Origin of the sequence: Ferrimonas sediminum, assembly GCF_900100175.1 — a bacterium.
GTDB lineage: Bacteria > Pseudomonadota > Gammaproteobacteria > Enterobacterales > Shewanellaceae > Ferrimonas > Ferrimonas sediminum.
This window is the reverse complement of record NZ_FNEM01000004.1, coordinates 224,234-240,023: the sequence shown is the minus strand read 5'-3', so window position 1 is coordinate 240,023 and position 15,790 is coordinate 224,234. Positions and strand designations below refer to the sequence as shown.

At 59.4% G+C, this 15,790-nt stretch carries 14 protein-coding genes; 7 read left to right on the top strand and 7 right to left on the bottom strand.

Going from position 1 to position 15,790, the window contains the following annotated elements; all coding sequences use genetic code 11:
* The first annotated feature begins 348 nt into the window (after window positions 1-348).
* On the top strand, window positions 349-924 hold the full coding sequence (locus BLT77_RS07150; protein WP_176819222.1) for a Tll0287-like domain-containing protein: 576 nt from the start codon (window positions 349-351) through the stop codon (window positions 922-924).
* A 54-nt stretch (window positions 925-978) separates the two neighbouring features.
* Here BLT77_RS07150 and BLT77_RS07145 read toward each other — a convergent pair whose 3' ends face one another.
* On the bottom strand, window positions 979-1,608 hold the full coding sequence (locus BLT77_RS07145; protein ID WP_090364070.1) for a DUF3157 family protein: 630 nt from the start codon (window positions 1,606-1,608) through the stop codon (window positions 979-981).
* A gap of 445 nt (window positions 1,609-2,053) precedes the next feature.
* Between BLT77_RS07145 and ushA the strand changes: the two genes are divergently transcribed.
* A complete protein-coding gene (ushA, locus tag BLT77_RS07140) occupies window positions 2,054-3,778 on the top strand; it encodes a bifunctional UDP-sugar hydrolase/5'-nucleotidase UshA (protein ID WP_090364066.1) in 1,725 nt (574 codons plus the stop codon).
* 327 nt (window positions 3,779-4,105) lie between these two features.
* Here ushA and BLT77_RS07135 read toward each other — a convergent pair whose 3' ends face one another.
* A complete protein-coding gene (locus BLT77_RS07135) occupies window positions 4,106-4,660 on the bottom strand; it encodes a dihydrofolate reductase family protein (RefSeq protein WP_090364063.1) in 555 nt (184 codons plus the stop codon).
* 80 nt (window positions 4,661-4,740) lie between these two features.
* On the opposite strand from BLT77_RS07135, the gene BLT77_RS07130 reads away from it, so the two are divergent.
* On the top strand, window positions 4,741-5,307 hold the full coding sequence (locus tag BLT77_RS07130) for a TetR/AcrR family transcriptional regulator (protein ID WP_090364060.1): 567 nt from the start codon (window positions 4,741-4,743) through the stop codon (window positions 5,305-5,307).
* Here BLT77_RS07130 and metH read toward each other — a convergent pair.
* On the bottom strand, window positions 5,304-8,969 hold the full coding sequence (gene metH / locus BLT77_RS07125; RefSeq protein WP_090364057.1) for a methionine synthase: 3,666 nt from the start codon (window positions 8,967-8,969) through the stop codon (window positions 5,304-5,306). The genes BLT77_RS07130 and metH overlap by 4 nt on opposite strands.
* A 215-nt stretch (window positions 8,970-9,184) precedes the next feature.
* Here metH and BLT77_RS07120 point away from each other — a divergent pair, with 215 nt between their 5' ends.
* The 3 genes from BLT77_RS07120 to BLT77_RS07110 all read left to right on the top strand — a co-directional run bounded on the left by BLT77_RS07120 (window position 9,185) and on the right by BLT77_RS07110 (window position 11,562).
* On the top strand, window positions 9,185-9,472 hold the full coding sequence (locus tag BLT77_RS07120) for an ArsR/SmtB family transcription factor (protein WP_028114023.1): 288 nt from the start codon (window positions 9,185-9,187) through the stop codon (window positions 9,470-9,472).
* Between the two features lie 115 nt (window positions 9,473-9,587).
* On the top strand, window positions 9,588-10,184 hold the full coding sequence (cobO, locus tag BLT77_RS07115) for a cob(I)yrinic acid a,c-diamide adenosyltransferase (protein ID WP_028114022.1): 597 nt from the start codon (window positions 9,588-9,590) through the stop codon (window positions 10,182-10,184).
* 37 nt (window positions 10,185-10,221) lie between these two features.
* Window positions 10,222-11,562 (top strand): MATE family efflux transporter, encoded by a 1,341-nt coding sequence (locus tag BLT77_RS07110; RefSeq protein ID WP_090364054.1) that lies wholly within the window; start codon window positions 10,222-10,224, stop codon window positions 11,560-11,562.
* A gap of 16 nt (window positions 11,563-11,578) precedes the next feature.
* Here BLT77_RS07110 and BLT77_RS07105 read toward each other — a convergent pair whose 3' ends face one another.
* Window positions 11,579-12,193 carry a YceH family protein gene (locus BLT77_RS07105; protein WP_090364402.1) on the bottom strand — a complete coding sequence of 205 codons (615 nt, stop codon included), beginning with the start codon at window positions 12,191-12,193 and terminating at the stop codon, window positions 11,579-11,581.
* A gap of 271 nt (window positions 12,194-12,464) precedes the next feature.
* On the opposite strand from BLT77_RS07105, the gene BLT77_RS07100 reads away from it, so the two are divergent.
* Complete coding sequence (locus BLT77_RS07100; protein ID WP_090364050.1) at window positions 12,465-12,938, top strand: NYN domain-containing protein; 474 nt, start codon at window positions 12,465-12,467, stop codon at window positions 12,936-12,938.
* A 9-nt stretch (window positions 12,939-12,947) separates the two neighbouring features.
* On the opposite strand, the gene BLT77_RS07095 is transcribed toward BLT77_RS07100, so the two are convergent.
* The 3 genes from BLT77_RS07095 to BLT77_RS07085 are packed head-to-tail and all read right to left on the bottom strand — an operon-like array spanning window position 12,948 to window position 15,783.
* Window positions 12,948-13,613, bottom strand: a complete 666-nt coding sequence (locus tag BLT77_RS07095; RefSeq protein WP_090364047.1) for a phospholipid scramblase-related protein — start codon at window positions 13,611-13,613, stop codon at window positions 12,948-12,950.
* 21 nt (window positions 13,614-13,634) lie between these two features.
* Window positions 13,635-14,789 (bottom strand): tRNA epoxyqueuosine(34) reductase QueG, encoded by a 1,155-nt coding sequence (gene queG / locus BLT77_RS07090; RefSeq protein WP_090364044.1) that lies wholly within the window; start codon window positions 14,787-14,789, stop codon window positions 13,635-13,637.
* Between the two features lie 46 nt (window positions 14,790-14,835).
* Complete coding sequence (locus BLT77_RS07085; RefSeq protein ID WP_090364041.1) at window positions 14,836-15,783, bottom strand: DUF4097 family beta strand repeat-containing protein; 948 nt, start codon at window positions 15,781-15,783, stop codon at window positions 14,836-14,838.
* Window positions 15,784-15,790 lie beyond the last annotated feature (7 nt).

The window sequence follows — 15,790 nt, the reverse complement described above, 5'->3', positions numbered from 1 at the left end:
CCTACTGGCGGTCCCATGCCCCGCCCGGGTTGTGAGCCATGGGCTGGTGTTGATGAATGTGATGGTTGCCCGCCTGAGTGGCAGGCCCTTCGACGCGACCCGAGCCAGGGGCTGTATCGATTCTGGTTGGGGACGCTGAAGCTGAGCCTTTTAAATGAGCGGCTATCGGTTGTCCCACAACAGGTTGAAGGTGCTGATGACCCCTCTGGCCATGGCGGGCATTGAAGTAACGGCACGGGCCCTCTGGCATCGGTATCCCACCGTGAGGATTGTTAATTAGGCAATTGTTGATAAGATATATCTAATTTACTAGTTGGCCGTATGAGCCGCAGAACAAGGAAAGGGACGATGACAGCGAAGGATTGCATTGGGTGCGCTTGGGTGGTTTTGGCGGGTGCACTGCTGCCCCTGACGGGGCAGGCAACGCCAACGGAGCAGCAAACACTGCGGGCGGAAGGGTTGGCACTGATCGCTGATTTTGCCGGTACCCTGAAGCCGGCATTGATGCAGGCGATGCAGCAGGGGGGGCCGGTTGCCGCCGTGTCCGTGTGCGCGGAACGGGCGCCGCAAATCGCCGCCGAACTGGAGGCGCGCAGTGGCTGGCAGATAACCCGTCTTAGCCTGAAGCCGAGAAACCCTCAGGCGGCTGCGATCGATGGCTGGGAGCGCCAGAGTCTGCTGGAATTTGAGCGGCGTCACGCCGCTGGCGAACCGGTGTCTGAGTTAGTGACGAGCCGGTTCGATGAACAGGAGTACCGGTTGATGAAAGCCATCGGCATTCAGGGGCCATGCCTGACGTGCCATGGGGCCAAGGTGGCGCCGCAACTGGCAGAAGCCCTCGACAGCCACTACCCCGATGATCAGGCCCGGGGCTATGAGTTGGGGCAGGTTCGCGGCGCCTTCAGCGTAGTGAAGCGGTTTTGATGTCGCTAAGGGGTTAACAACAACGGCGCCCAGGCGCCGTTGTTACTGTGGGGACTAGCGGGTGGACAGCGCTTCCACCTCCACCTTCAGCTGGTAGACCTCACGTTGCTCCACCGGGATGCGAATCACCAGCCCTGGCTTGCTGCTGTCGGGGCGCAGGTAGGTATCGGCCATGCGCTTGATGGATCGCCATACCGGAACCGTTTCATCGGCCAGAATCTGGCCATTCTCATCCATGACCCGGACGCTGAGGTCGATCTCGATGATCGATTCCCGTCCCTGGTTGGTGATGGCGGTGAATATCACCAGTTCACCGCCCTCGTAGCTGGCGTGGCCAAGGAGAATGTCTGCACCGGAGTCCGATAACTGCATCACGTCTTTGTCTTGTCCCGGAACCACTTTTACGCCACTGGACATCGGTTTGGCCGGCATCCCCTTGGAAGGGGCTGTTGGGGCTGTGGCAATGACGGGAATGGTTGCAGCCACAGGCGGTATGGCATCTGGCGTGGTACTGGTTTCTCTGACGGTCTCCTCAGGTTCATTGGCCGGGGCCAGATACTGCCAGGTAAAGTCGTCTCGAAGAATGACCTGTCGGCCATCCTCCAGAGTCAGAATTTGGTCGGCGGCCTGAGCGCTGGTGGCCATCAGCAGCGCCAGTGCGGCCAGAGCAAGCTTGCTTCGCATACGGGGGTCCTTGAAATGATTCTTGCCGCAGACTAGCAGATTTTAAAAAACACTGCTGCAATCCGGGAGCGCACTTCACCGCATTTTTCACAAGAGTGCGGCGAAGTGTGGCCACTTAGGCTCGAACTGGTCATTTTTGAATGCAATAACCTAAACCGGTTCCTGTTCAGTTTCCTTGAATTGTCTGGGCTGCGGGGGCCGGACAACCGCTTACCGATGAACTTCCGGCCTGGCTGGCGTGTTTTAATTGCGGCATCGGAATAATACTGTCGTGTCATGCGTTACCTCTCATTGTGTCATTTCATTGAAATGGCGACCCTATTTGAATATCACGCCTGGTGCTTACCGGCGGATCTCTCTGGTAGAGGCGGTTTCGATCGCATGTTTATCCTGCAGCCCTTTTGCTTGACTGCTACTTTATTCCTAATGCTGACTGAAGGAGTGGATGATGATCTATCGAGTGATCCTGTTGTTGCTTGTTTCTTTGTACCTGCCTGTTGCTTTCGGTAAGCCGGTGGAGATACCGGGCCCACCGTTTGATCCCCCCGGGCCACCCTCGACTCCCCCGGGACTCGCCAAAAAAGTCATCGGTTTTACTGTGTTGCATACTAATGACCATCACGGTCGTTTTTGGGCTAATAGCGATGGCGAATATGGCATGGCCGCTCGCAAGACGCTGATCGACCAAATTATCGCCGAGGTGCAAGCAGAAGGTGGTGACGTGTTGCTGCTGTCCGGTGGTGACATCAATACCGGGGTGCCGGAATCAGATTTGCAGGATGCCGAGCCTGACTTCATTGGCATGGAACTGCTTGGCTACGATGCCATGGCCGTTGGTAACCATGAGTTCGACAACAGCCGAGATATTCTCAGCTGGCAGCAAACCTTGGTGAGCTTCCCTTTCCTTTCCGCCAATATTTACGACGAAACCACGGACACCCGAGTTTTCAACAGTCACGCTACTTTCGCCATCAACGGTCTGACCATTGCGGTAATCGGCCTGACCACGGAAGACACTCCCATCAAGGCTAACCCGGACAACATGGTTGGGCTTGTGTTCAAGGATCCTAAAAGCGAAGCGGCGGCCTTGATCCCCGAGATCATGAAAGAGGAGAAACCTGATCTGGTGTTTGCTGTTACCCATATGGGCCACTATGCCAACGGCAATAGCGGTAATAATGCCCCCGGTGATGTGGCCCTGGCTGAGTTCCTGGACGAGGGGATGCTGGATCTCATCGTCGGTGGCCACTCCCAGAATCCGGTTTGCGTAAATCCAGATGGCACCTATAGCGATTTTGCCCCCGGTGAACCCTGCGTACCGGACATGAAGAACGGAACCTATATCGTGCAGGCCGAAGACTGGGGCAAATACTTGGGGCGGGCCGATTTTGAGTACCTCAAAGGTGAGCTGACTTTGACGAACTACACCCTAATTCCAGTTAACCTTCTGGATGAAGACGGGAATGTTATCGGTGAACCTATCGAGCCCAATGCCGAAGTGATAGACATTTTGCAGCCTTATCAGGATGCCGGCAGCGAGCTACTGGATGTCGTGATTGCCAGCTCCGATGGCAGGCTGGAAGGCGATCGGGCCGTGGTTCGTAGTCAACAAACCAACCTTGGCCGGTTGATTGCCACCGCCCAAAGTGCCTTTATCCAGGGGGCTGAGTTCGGAGTGATGAACTCCGGTGGCGTGCGGGCCTCCATCGAAGCTGGTGAAATCGCTTACCGCGAGGTACTTACCGTGCAACCCTTCGGCAATACTGTAGCCGAGGCCAAGATGACCGGTAGTGAAGTTGCCGCCTACCTGGCTCAGGTGGCTACTCAAACCAATGTGGGCCAAAACGGTGGTTACCCGCAGTTTGCCGGGGTCACCATGACGGTGGATTGTGAAGCGCAAACCGTAGAGATCACCGATCTTGGCGGGCGGGGCTTCAATGAGGCTGAAACATATACCTTCTCCATTCCCAGCTTCAGTGCCGCAGGGGGCGATGGCTACCCGGTTCTCGGTGATGTGATCGATTCCGGTTTCGTCGATGCCCAGGTATTGGCCGACTACATGGCTGATACTCTTGGCGGGGTTGTAAAAGTGGCCGACTTTGAGCCCCTGGGGGAACTGACCTTTATCAATTCCCTTAATGATCAAGGCTGCGAGCTGTCTGCGCCTTGATCTCATCGAATCCAACTTATTACGACAAAATTGGAATGAGAGGCATACCCACCATTACGGTGGGTATGCCTGATTTTGTGGTCTGTTGCCCAGCGGTTCAAACCCCTTTTGATTCGATGTGGCAGCTGATCACTTTGGCGCCCCCTGAGCCACACTGGCCCTGTTACCCGCTTCCCTGAAATGGCGCCTGGGGTGTTGCTGAGCACAAATGCCCCGATGCTCTCTGCCTGACTATCTACTTCAGCGCCCCGATCCAGGCCTGGGCGGCCCGGGCGCCAGCCTTGCAGAAGGGGCCGCTGTCTCAAGCGTAATCTCTTGGCGTCGACGTTACTGAGAGGCGGTGTCGTTTGGTGCCAGTTTGCGCTGGTAGTGGCTTTTTACCAGGGCATTGAGCAGCACCTCGGAGCCGATCAGGTCAAACTCCTGCGGTGCCTCCAGCTCGCGGAACAGTGGGACACCGCCCCCCAGCAGCACCGGTATCTGGGTCAGAATCAGTTCGTCGATTAGCCCCGCCTGTAGAAAGCGCTGTACGGTGACGCCGCCATCGATATAGAGGTTGTGGTAGCCCAGCATCTTGAGATCGCTGCAGATCTGAGCCGGTGATCCCTGAATCAACCGCACTTTATCGGTCAGGTGGGCGGGCACCGAGGTCAGGGTGCGACTGGCGACAAACACCGGCTTGCTGTAGGGCCAGGGACTGTCGAATCCAAGCACGGTTTCAAAGGTATTTCGGCCCATCACCAGGGCGTCCACGCGCGCCATAAAGTCGGCAAATCCAAGGTCGCTGTGATTCGGATTCGGGGTGCTGTGCAGCCACTCCAGTCCTCCCTGGCGATCGGCGATGTAGCCATCGAGACTGATTCCGAGGTAGACGGTGTTCATTGATGCTCCTTAGGCATTTACATGGGGATAAGGTAATTCTACAATGTAGAATTATTGAGTAAGCATAGAGAGGTGCATCGATGGCTGTCAAGGGAAAACGGCGCGGACGACCGGTGTCGAGCCAGCCGGGGTTGTCGGCAGAGCGGATCATCGAACAGGCGCACCAGTTACTGTTAAGCGAGGCCAGGGTGCCCAGTTTGCGGTCTCTGGCAGCGCAGTTGCAGGTGGATGTTATGGCCCTGTACCACTACTTTCCTAACAAGGCTGCGTTGCTGGAGGCGCTGTGCTGCACCCTGGTGTCCGGCGTCTATCAACCCGAGGCGGGGCAGGACTGGCGTCAGGAGCTAACCCGCTTAAGTCGCAGCTACCTGCAACTGCTTGCCGATCACAGTGGCTTGCTGCAGACCCTGTTGTCCATGACCAGTGCCGGCCCGGCGCAGGTGTTTGGTGAGCGGTTTGAGCAGGCGTTGGCCCCGCTGGCGCTGGACAGCGAGCAGCGCCAGCAGGCGCTGTGCCTGCTGGTGGATTACCTGCATGGTTTTGCCTTGGCGCTGCATGCGGCCCCCGGCGCCCTCAGCCTGGAGGACCTGGACGGTCCCCTTGGATTTTATCTGGATGGATTGGCGCTGAGGCGGGCTCCGTCTTAGCCGTGCAGCAGCGGCGCCAGCCATTTTCGAGCCTGCTCCAGGCTCCAGCCTTTGCGGCGTGCGTAGTCCTCGAGCTGATCTTCGCCGATGTCGGTGATGCCGAAGTAACGGGACTCCGGGTGGGCGAAGTACCAGCCTGACACCGCCGCCGTCGGGTACATGGCGTAGCTTTCGGTGATTGCCAATCCAATGCGCCGCTCCGGCTGCAGCAGTTGCCATAACAGCCCTTTTTCGGTGTGATCCGGGCAGGCGGCGTAACCGGGGGCTGGACGGATGCCCTTGTAGCGTTCGCGGATCAGATCGCCGTTGTCCAACTGCTCGTCGGCGGCATAGCCCCAGAACTCTTTGCGGACCCGTTCGTGCATCCGCTCGGCAAAGGCCTCGGCCAGTCGATCCGCCAGCGCCTTGAGCATGATGGCGCTGTAGTCGTCGCCGGCGGCTTCAAACCGGCTGACGTGAGGCTCGATGCCAATGCCGGCGGTGACGGCAAAGGCGCCCATGTAATCCCCCTTGCCGCTGGTTTTGGGGGCCACAAAGTCCGACAGGGCGAAGTTGTTGTTGCCGGCCCGTTCGATCTGTTGTCGCAGCATGTGCAAGGTGGTGAGGGTGGATTGCCGGGACTCATCCTCATAGATCTCGATGTCGTCGTGATCGACGCTGTTGGCGGGAAACAGGCCGATGACCGCCGCGGCGGTCAGCCACTTCTCCGCCACCAGGGTCGCCAGCATGGTGCGGCCGTTGTCATACAGCTCCCGGGCTTCCTCTCCCACCTTGGGGTGGTCCAAGATATCCGGGTAGCGGCCATGCAGCCCCCAGCTGCGGAAAAACGGTGTCCAGTCGATGCGATCAATCAGATCGTCCAGAGGGTAGTCATTAAAGACTCGAATGCCGGTTTGCTTAGGAACAAAAGGAGTGTAGTGATCCCAGTCGATCTGATTGCGGTTGTCTCTGGCTTGCTGCAGGTTCACCAGAGTTTTGCGTCGTCCCTGGGCCTCGCGTTTGGCTTTCAGTTCGGCGTAGTCGGCATAGACTTCATCCACAAAGGCCCGTCGCTGGCTTTTGTCGATCAGCTTGGCCACCACGGGCACGGTCCGGGAGGCGTCGGGGACGTATACCGCGCCGGCCGGGTAGTGCTGATGAATCTTGACGGCGGTGTGGATCTTGGAGGTGGTGGCGCCACCAATAAAGCAGGGAATGTCCAGGCCGGCCTTCTGATAGGCTTTGACGTTGTGAATCATCTCGTCCAGAGACGGGGTGATCAGCCCGGACATGCCGATGGCGTCGGCGTTTTCGGCGATGGCGGTGTCGATGATCTTCTCCACCGGCACCATCACCCCTAAATCCACCACTTCGTAGCCGTTACACTGCAGTACCACCGCAACGATGTTCTTGCCGATGTCATGCACATCCCCTTTGACCGTGGCCATCACCACCTTGCCGGCGGAGCTGACCTCCTTCTTGGAAGCCTCGATGAAAGGGGTCAGATGGGCGACGGCCTGCTTCATCACCCGGGCGGACTTGACCACCTGGGGCAGGAACATGCGGCCATCGCCGAACAGATCCCCCACCACATTCATGCCGTCCATCAATGGCCCTTCAATCACCTCGATGGGTTCTTGAGCCTGCAGCCGTGCCTGCTCGGTGTCTTCGATGATGAAATCGGTGATGCCCTTGACCAGGGCGTGCTCCAGCCGCTTATTTACCGGCAGACTGCGCCATTGGGCGTCTTTAGGATCCTGCTGTTGCTTGCCGTCACCGCGGTAGTCGTCGGCCACCGCCAGCAGCCGTTCGGTACCGTCTTCGCGACGGTTGAGGACGATGTCCTCCACCCGCTCCCGCAACGCCTCGGGAATGTCATCGAAGATCGCCAGCTGACCGGCGTTGACGATGCCCATGGTCAGTCCGGCGTGAATGGCGTGATAGAGGAACACCGCATGAATCGCCTCCCGAACCGGGTTGTTGCCCCGGAAGGAGAACGATACGTTGGAGACACCGCCGGACAGCAGCGCATGGGGCAGGGTTTGTTTGATGGTACGGCAGGCCTCGATGAAATCGACGGCGTAGTTGTCATGCTCTTCGATGCCGGTGGCAATGGCAAAAATGTTGGGATCGAAGATGATGTCCTGGGGAGGAAAGCCCACCTGTTCGGTCAGCACCCGGTAGGCGCGGCTGCAGATCTCCACTTTACGCTGGTAGGTATCGGCCTGGCCCTGCTCGTCAAAGGCCATCACAATGGCGGCGGCGCCATAGCGGCGAATCAGGGTGGCCTGACGGATAAACTCCGTTTCTCCCTCCTTCATGGAGATGGAGTTGACGACCCCTTTACCCTGAATGCACTTGAGCCCCGCTTCCAGTACCTCCCATTTGGAGGAATCGATCATGATGGGAACCCGGGCGATCTCCGGCTCCGACGCGATCAGTTTCAGGAACCGCTCCATGGCGGCCACACCATCGAGCATCCCCTCGTCCATATTGATGTCGATGATCTGGGCGCCGTTTTCCACCTGCTGGCGGGCCACCGACAGGGCGGTTTCGTAGTCTCCCTCTTTGATCAGCCGCAGGAACCGAGCCGAGCCGGTGACGTTGGTGCGCTCACCCACGTTGACGAACAGCGAGTCGGCGCCGATGGTGCAGGGCTCCAGGCCGGCCAGTCGGCAGGCCACCGGAATCTGTGGAATTATCCGGGGGGAATGGTTCGATACCGCGTCACGAATCACTCGAATGTGCTCCGGGGTGGTGCCGCAGCAGCCACCGACGATATTGAGCCAGCCCTCTGCCGCCCATTGACCGATGATTTTGGCCATCTGCTGCGGCGTTTCGTCGTACTCCCCGAACTCGTTGGGCAGGCCGGCATTGGGGTGGGCCGATACCGGACAGCCGGCGATGCGGGACAACTCTTCGATGTAGGGGGACAACTCCTTGGGCCCCAGGGCGCAGTTGAGGCCGATGGCCACGGGCTGGATGTGATTTAGAGAGTTATAGAACGCCTCGGTGGTTTGGCCGGTCAGGGTTCGGCCGGAGGCATCGGTGATGGTGCCGGAGATCATCACCGGCAGGGACCGTCCCAACGACTCAAACAGGCTGTCGATGGCAAACAGGGCTGCCTTGGCATTGAGGGTGTCGAACACGGTTTCCACCAACAGCAGGTCGGCACCGCCGTCGATCAGCGCCCGGGCGGACTCGCTGAATGCGTCCACCAGTTGATCGAAACTGACGTTGCGGTAGCCGGGGTCGTTGACGTCCGGGCTGATAGAGCAGGTTCGGTTGGTGGGGCCCAAGACCCCGGCTACGAAGCGGGGTTGGCCGGTTTCGGCGGCCACCTCGTCGGCGGCCCGGCGCGCCAGCCGGGCGGATTCATAGTTGATCTCCCGCGACAGCGATTCCATCTGATAGTCGGCCATGGCGATGGTGGTGCTATTAAAGGTGTTGGTTTCGATGATATCGGCACCGGCCAGCAGGTATTGACGGTGAATACCGTGGATAATCTCGGGCTGAGTCAGCGACAGCAGGTCGTTGTTGCCCTTGAGCTGACAGGGCCAATCGGCGAAGCGGTCGCCCCGGAAGTCGTCCTCCTCGAGTCGATGGCCCTGAATCATGGTTCCCATGGCGCCATCGAGAATCAGAATGCGTTGCTCGAGGAGGTGTTGCAGTGTTGTCGCCATGATGCCGTCCCTATTCACTTCAAATAGACATTTATCCGTTTAGACGTCTATCTTAGCTAAGGCGGCGGCCACTGAATAGCCCTTGTTGCAACTTTTTTAGCCGCTGTTATCGATTCATAGCCGATGGCGATGACCGGCCACGGAAATCGTCTGCCGGGGACTTGGCTAACAATTTCGACAACTATAGAATTGTTCAAAACCACAGGAGAGCAATTATGATCAGTGATGAAGCGGTGGCTCAACGGTTGTCGGAGCTGGGGCACCCGACCCGGTTGGCGGTGTATCGGCTGTTGGTCAAGGGCAGCAAGACCGGCATGACCGTCGGCGACGTTCAGCAGCAGCTGGGCATTCCCGGGTCGACACTGAGCCACCACCTGAGCCGGCTGATTCAGGCCGGGCTGGTGCAGCAGACCCGTGAGGGGCGGATTCTGCGTTGTCAGGTGGACATGGACGCCCTGGATGAGGTGATCGACTACCTGAAGGCGGAGTGCTGCACCCTGTAACGGGCCTGGCAGTCAATCAATTCGGTTAAAATGACTGTGGGAACCCACCTTGAAACCCCGGCAGGTTCGCGCCACACTGACGGGCCTGTTCCCCTAAATTATGCGAGAAAAAAGGATGACCACCAAAGACGAACGTCACCAGCAACGACAGCAGAAAGTGAAGCAGAAAGTCGATGCCAAGGTGGAGAGTGCTCAGGAGGAGCGTGGCATCGTATTGGTGCTGACCGGTAACGGCAAAGGCAAGTCTACCGCCGGCTTTGGTACCGTTGCCCGCGCGGTGGGCCACGGCCAGCGCTGCGTCGTCGGCCAGTTTATCAAGGGCACCTGGGACTGCGGTGAGCGGTCGCTGCTGGAGCAGCACGGCGTGGACTTCCACGTGATGGCCACCGGCTTTACCTGGGAGACTCAGGACCGGGAAGCGGACACGAAGGCGGCCCAGGCGGTGTGGCAACAGCTGAAACCGGCCCTGGCCGATGCCAGTGTCGATCTGGTGCTGCTGGATGAGCTGACCTACATGACCAACTACGATTACCTGGATCTGGACGAGGTGGTGGAGGCCATCGCCAATCGACCGCCGGAGCAGAGCGTGGTGATTACCGGACGGGCGGTGCATCGTCGCCTGGAGGAGTTGGCAGATACGGTGTCCGAGGTGCGGCCGGTGAAGCACGCGTTCGAAGCGGGAATTAAGGCGCGCAAAGGCGTCGACTGGTAGACTGTTGCCACCTGAGCATCACTCTTCTGAGTCCTCGATGACCCACACATTAGGCCGCCAGTTCTGGCGGTTTGTCATTCCTACGGTCGCCGCCATGTTGGTGAACGGCCTCTATCAACTGGTGGACGGCATCTTTGTCGGCCAGGTCATCGGTGCCGACGGCCTCGGCGCCATCAATATCGCCTGGCCGGTGATCGGCATCACCTACGGGGTGGCGATCATGGTGGGCATCGGTGCCGGCGCCCTGAGCTCCATCGCCCGCGGCGAAGGTGATCTGCCCGGGGCCAGTCAATGGCTGGCGGCGGGGTTGTGGTTACTGTTGCTGTTGGGGATCGCCTGCGGGGTGTTGCTGGCCTGGCTGGGGGAGCCGCTGTTTCGATTGCAGCAGGCCCAGGGGCCGGTGCTGGCTCTGGCCGAAGACTACTTGCAGGTGCTTATCTGGGCCAGCCCGGTGGCTCTGGGGGGCATCGCCTTACCCTTTCTGATCCGCAATGATGACGCCCCCAACCTGGCAACCCTGTTGATCGGGGCCGGCGCGGTGATCAACATCGGCCTGGACTATCTGTTTATTGTGTTGTGGGATTGGCAACTGACCGGGGCCGCGCTGGCCACCGCTCTGGCTCAGGCAGTGGTGCTGGTACTGGGCGTCACCTATTTTCGCTCGTCGTTGTGCCAGGTGCCGCTGTCGCTGACCCGGCTGAGCCTCAGTTGGCGGGAGAGCAAACAGATTCTGGGGTTGGGGCTGGCGAGTTGGGCCATGTACCTCTATTTCAGCTTCATCACCGCCGTACACAACAGCCAGTTTCTGACCTACGGTGATGCCACTGCGCTGGGGGCCTTTGCCATCGTCGGCTACCTGTGTACCTTGTACTACCTGTTGGCGGAGGGGGTGGCCAACGGCGTCCAGCCGTTGCTCAGCTATCTGTTTGGCGCCGGTCGTCTTAAACAGATGCAGCGGGCACTGGTGTGGGCTCTGACCCTGACCCTGATCAGCGGGTTGGTGTTTTCTATCAGTTTTCTGCTGTTTCCCGAGCTGTTCACCCACGCCTTTAACCGCAAGGATGAGGCGCTGCTTCAGGCCACCACTCAGGGGTTGAGGTGGCACACCTGGGCACTGTATCTCGATGGGGTGATCTTTGTGATTGCTGCCTATTTCCAGTCGGTGAACGATGGCCACCGGGCCAGCTGGGTGACCTTTGCCAATATGGGGATTCAACTGCCGTTTCTGCTGTTGCTGCCGCTGTGGCTTGGCGTGCAAGGGGTATGGCTGGCGGTGCCCCTCTCCAATGTGGTGTTGATTGGCTGGGTGCTGTGGTTACTGATTCGGGATCAGAAGCGGCGCCGAATTCCCTGGGGGCGCCACTCCGTACTGGATTAATCGGGATGCGGCGCCATCAGCGCTGGGCCAGTTCGCCGTTGAGCCGTTCAATCTCGGCTTTGAGTACCATGACCTGATGCTCCAGATCGCGGATACGGGCTTTGTCGTCGGCAATCACCTCGGCGGTGGTGGTCATGGAGACGGCGCCGGAGAACAGGTGGGCATAGCGGGCTTCCCGTTTGCCGGCCTCTCTGGGCAGTTGCACCACCATCTCCTTTTCCGCCAGCCCCTTTAATACGGCCTCGGCGTCGCCGACGTCGCTGAAGCTGGCCAGCCGGTTGGTGCGGCTGCGCAGTTCACCCGGGGTTTGCGGTCCCCGCAGCAGCAGTACACACACCAGTGCCCGTTCCTTGTCGGTCAGCGACAGTCCGCCAAAGGCGGTGTTGCAGAATCGGTGTTTGTATTTGCTGGTTCGACTGCCGCCCTCTTCACTGACCAGACGGCGATCCATCAGTTGATTCAGGGTCTGGCTGACTTCACTGTCGCTGAGGGACAGCACCGGTTCGCGGTTACTTTTCTGATTGCAGGCGCCTTTGAGGGCGTTTAATGACAGTGGGTAGAGGTCTGGGGTGGTGGTCTCTTTTTCCAGTAAACAGCCAATGATGCGGGTCTCATTGAGGGTCAGGTTCATCTCCACGGGGGCCTCCTTTGAATGCCAATGTGACTGCGCACTGGCTCGTGGTCGCTCAGGCAAAGCGGGCAGTCAGTTTGGTATTGCACCGAACCAGTATTTATCGCCGTTGCCGAAACGGCAACCCCCCCGGGGCACTGTTTGGGCAGAGTTTAATCAGCGCGGGCGGCCATTTGTGGTGGCGGTGTCTGAATTTTGCCCAAGGATGCTGTCACGCGCGGGGAATATTCGTTAGTCTAGTGACTTACCTCCTGAATATTTGAGAGCGCCTTTGAACCGCATCGCTGTTTTTGTGGATGTACAAAACATCTACTACACCTGTCGTCAGGCATTTGGCCGCCAGTTTAACTACCGTGGACTGTGGCAGCACCTGAGTCAGTTGGGCAACATCGTATCGGCGACGGCGTACGCCACTCATAAAGGCGACGATGGCCAGCGCAAGTTTCAGGATGCCCTCAAACACATCGGTTTTGAGGTCAAACTCAAACCCTTTATCCAGCGGGCTGACGGCTCTGCCAAGGGAGACTGGGACGTGGGCATCACCATCGATGTGATGGAAACGGCACCCAAGGTCGATACCGTGGTGCTGCTGTCTGGCGATGGCGATTTTGACATGCTGCTCAACAAGATCCGTAAAGACTACGGCGTGCAGGCCATGGTGTTTGGGGTCCCGTCTTTGACCGCCCATTCGCTGATGGAGTCGGCGTCGGAGTTTGTGCCTATCGGCGACGACATGCTGCTATAGACGCTGGAATCAGCCGCTCGCCTTGGCTTCGAAATACTGCAGATCAATGAACACCGCCGCCGCCAGCACCAGGTGGCGCAGAGCCGGGTTCAGGCCGGCCTCAAACTCGACCAGAAAATTGTCCCTGTCGGTCATCAGTTCCGAGAACGCCCCGGACCATCGTTTGGCCACCAGAGCCTGTTGCCGTTGCTGCTCATCCACAAAGGGAAAGGTCCACAATTTCCACAGCGGTGATGCCACCCGTAATACCACCTGCCCCTGAACGTCCAGCAGATCAAACTCTTTGTGCAGCAGCGAGAAGCGTTGCTGAATCGCGCCCAGGGGCGCCCCCTGATGGTCGCTGATCTCCAGCCGCTGGAGCAGCCAGCGAAATGGATGGTGGGCGCGCATGAAGGGCTGGCGCTGGCCGTCGAAAAAGATCAGGTCAAAGCGGCGCCAATGGCCGAGGGCCTGGCGGGCCAGTGTCCCCAACAGGCCGCTGCTCTGCTCGGCGGCGAAGGCCAGTGGCTGCTGATCGCCGGCCAGAATCTGATACTTGTTGCGGCTTTCGAAACCGATGAACTCTGCCAATTCGTGCACCTGCTGCACCAGCAGGCGGGGGTGGTCATTCAGGGGAAGCATACCGGGGTCCTGATTCAGCCATTTCCAGTCGAAAGTGATTGAATACTTTAGCATAGTAAACCGGTCGGCGCCCGCTTAGGCGTCTCGGGGTAAGCCTTTCTCCACCACCCGAATCAACCGTTGCTGCTGTTTGCTCAGCTGCCCCAGCCGTTGCTGCTGACGGGCGATGGCCCAGCGGATGTGCTCATCCACCATGGCATCCACCTGCCCCAGGCCCTGAGTCAGAGCCTCGATAATGGCCGTCGATGTCGGCGCGTTGCCCAGCGCCACGGCCAGGTTACGTTGCCAGCGACGATAGCCGATGCGGCGGATGGGGGAGCCTTCGGTGGCGCTGAGAAACTCACTTTCGCTCCAGTGCCACAAGGTCAGCAGTTCAGGCTGCGTCAGCGGGCCACGGGTATGGAAATCCGGCTCCCGGGTCAGCGGAGCGTCGCGATTGTAGGGGCAGGCCAGTTGACAGTCATCGCAGCCGTAGATGCGGTTGCCCAGCGCCGGGCGCAGGGGTTCAGGAATCGCCGCATCCGACTCGATGGTCAGGTAGGAGATGCAGCGCTTGGCATCCACCACATAGGGCTCGACGATGGCTGCCGTGGGGCACAGGGTCATGCAGGCTTTGCAGTTGCCACAGTCGCCTTGATGGGGGACATCCTCAGGCAGAGGCAGGTTGGTCAGCAGTTCGCCGATGAAGAACCAGCTTCCCGCCTCCTGACTCAGTAGCAGTGAGTGCTTACCGACCCACCCCAGTCCGGCCTGATTGGCCAGCGGCCGCTCCAGGATCGGCGCTGAGTCCACAAAGGGGCGGCCATCGTAATCCTGAACCTGCAGGCGAATGCGGTTGCCCAGTTGCTTGAGGCGGTTGCGCATCAGCTTGTGATAGTCGCGGCCGCCGGCGTAGCGACTGATGTAAGCCCGCTCCCCCTCCCTAAGGGCATCGGCAAAACCGGCGTGGGGGGGCAGGTAGTCGAGGCGGACCACAATGGCGGTAACGCTGCCGGGGTGCAGCAACCCTGGCTGGGTGCGCATCGCCACATTGCGGGCCATGTACTCCATGTCACCGTGGTAGTGGTTATTGAGCCAGGTGGATAGGGCGGGTTGCTGATCGGCCAGATCCAGGCGGGTGATGCCGACGTCGGCAAAGCCCAGTTCCCGGGCCCAGGATTTGATCTCCGACGCCAGCGCGGCCCAATCCGGCTGCTGGTTGTCGGTGCTGTCAGGGGGTGATAGGTTCATGGCGGCAAGAATACCAGATTCTGCCGCCATCACCGATTTTTGTGGCTTACTTCAGAGACAGCGGCGACAGGCTCAGGTTGCCATTGACGGTCTGCATCTCCACCCTGGCGTCGCCGCCATTGTGGTCGAAGTGCAGCTTCTCCGTGGCCACGTGCTTGCCTCGGTTGGGCTGATGCTGGGTCAGACCGTTGCTGATGTCGCCTCCGGGGCCGGTCTCCAGGCGCACTCGCATCGAGGCGTCTTTAGGCAGTGCTAGTGAGGTGTCGCCATTGACGGTTTCAAACTCCAGTTCGGCGCCGGTATCGAGGGCAGCGACGGTGACGTCGATGTCACCACTGACGCTGGTGACCTCCAGCTCACGAACCCGGTCCAGGCTCAGTTGAATGTCGCCGGAGACGTTTTCCACCTCCACCTGGTGGCCGCCGCGCTTCAGGCTGACGTTGCCGCTGACCGACTCGTAGCTGCCGCTGCCCTGATGATCGCTGGCATCGATGTTGCCACTGACGGTTTCCAGCTCAATCTCACCGGACAGTTCGTGGGCCTTGATGTCACCACTGACCACCTCGACGTCCACCTCGCCCTGGATCCGTTCCAGGGTGATCTCGCCGCTGACATTGTTGATCTTGAGGCCGCGCTGCAGGTTGGCCAGGTTAAAATCGGTGCTGACCCCTTCGCCCTTAAAGCGGATGGAGCTGGGCAGGGTGACGGTCAGGCGGCTGCCCTCGTTGTTGCCCCGCCAGTTGCGTGGCATCTTGACCTCCGCCACCAGAGTGTCACCGTCACGCTCAAACACCCAGCGTTCGGCTTGATCGTCCAGTTCACCGAGAATGCTGATCTGGTTGTGGTCACCACCGGTCAGGATGACGTCGCCGCTGGGAACGATCAGGTTCAGGGTGCGGATTCCGTCCGCATCCATGCGGCTGTCAATGGCTTCCCCCGCCAGTACGGAGACTGAGGTGGCTAGCAGGGTGGCACCCAAAAAAATGTGCTTCATGGCGTTC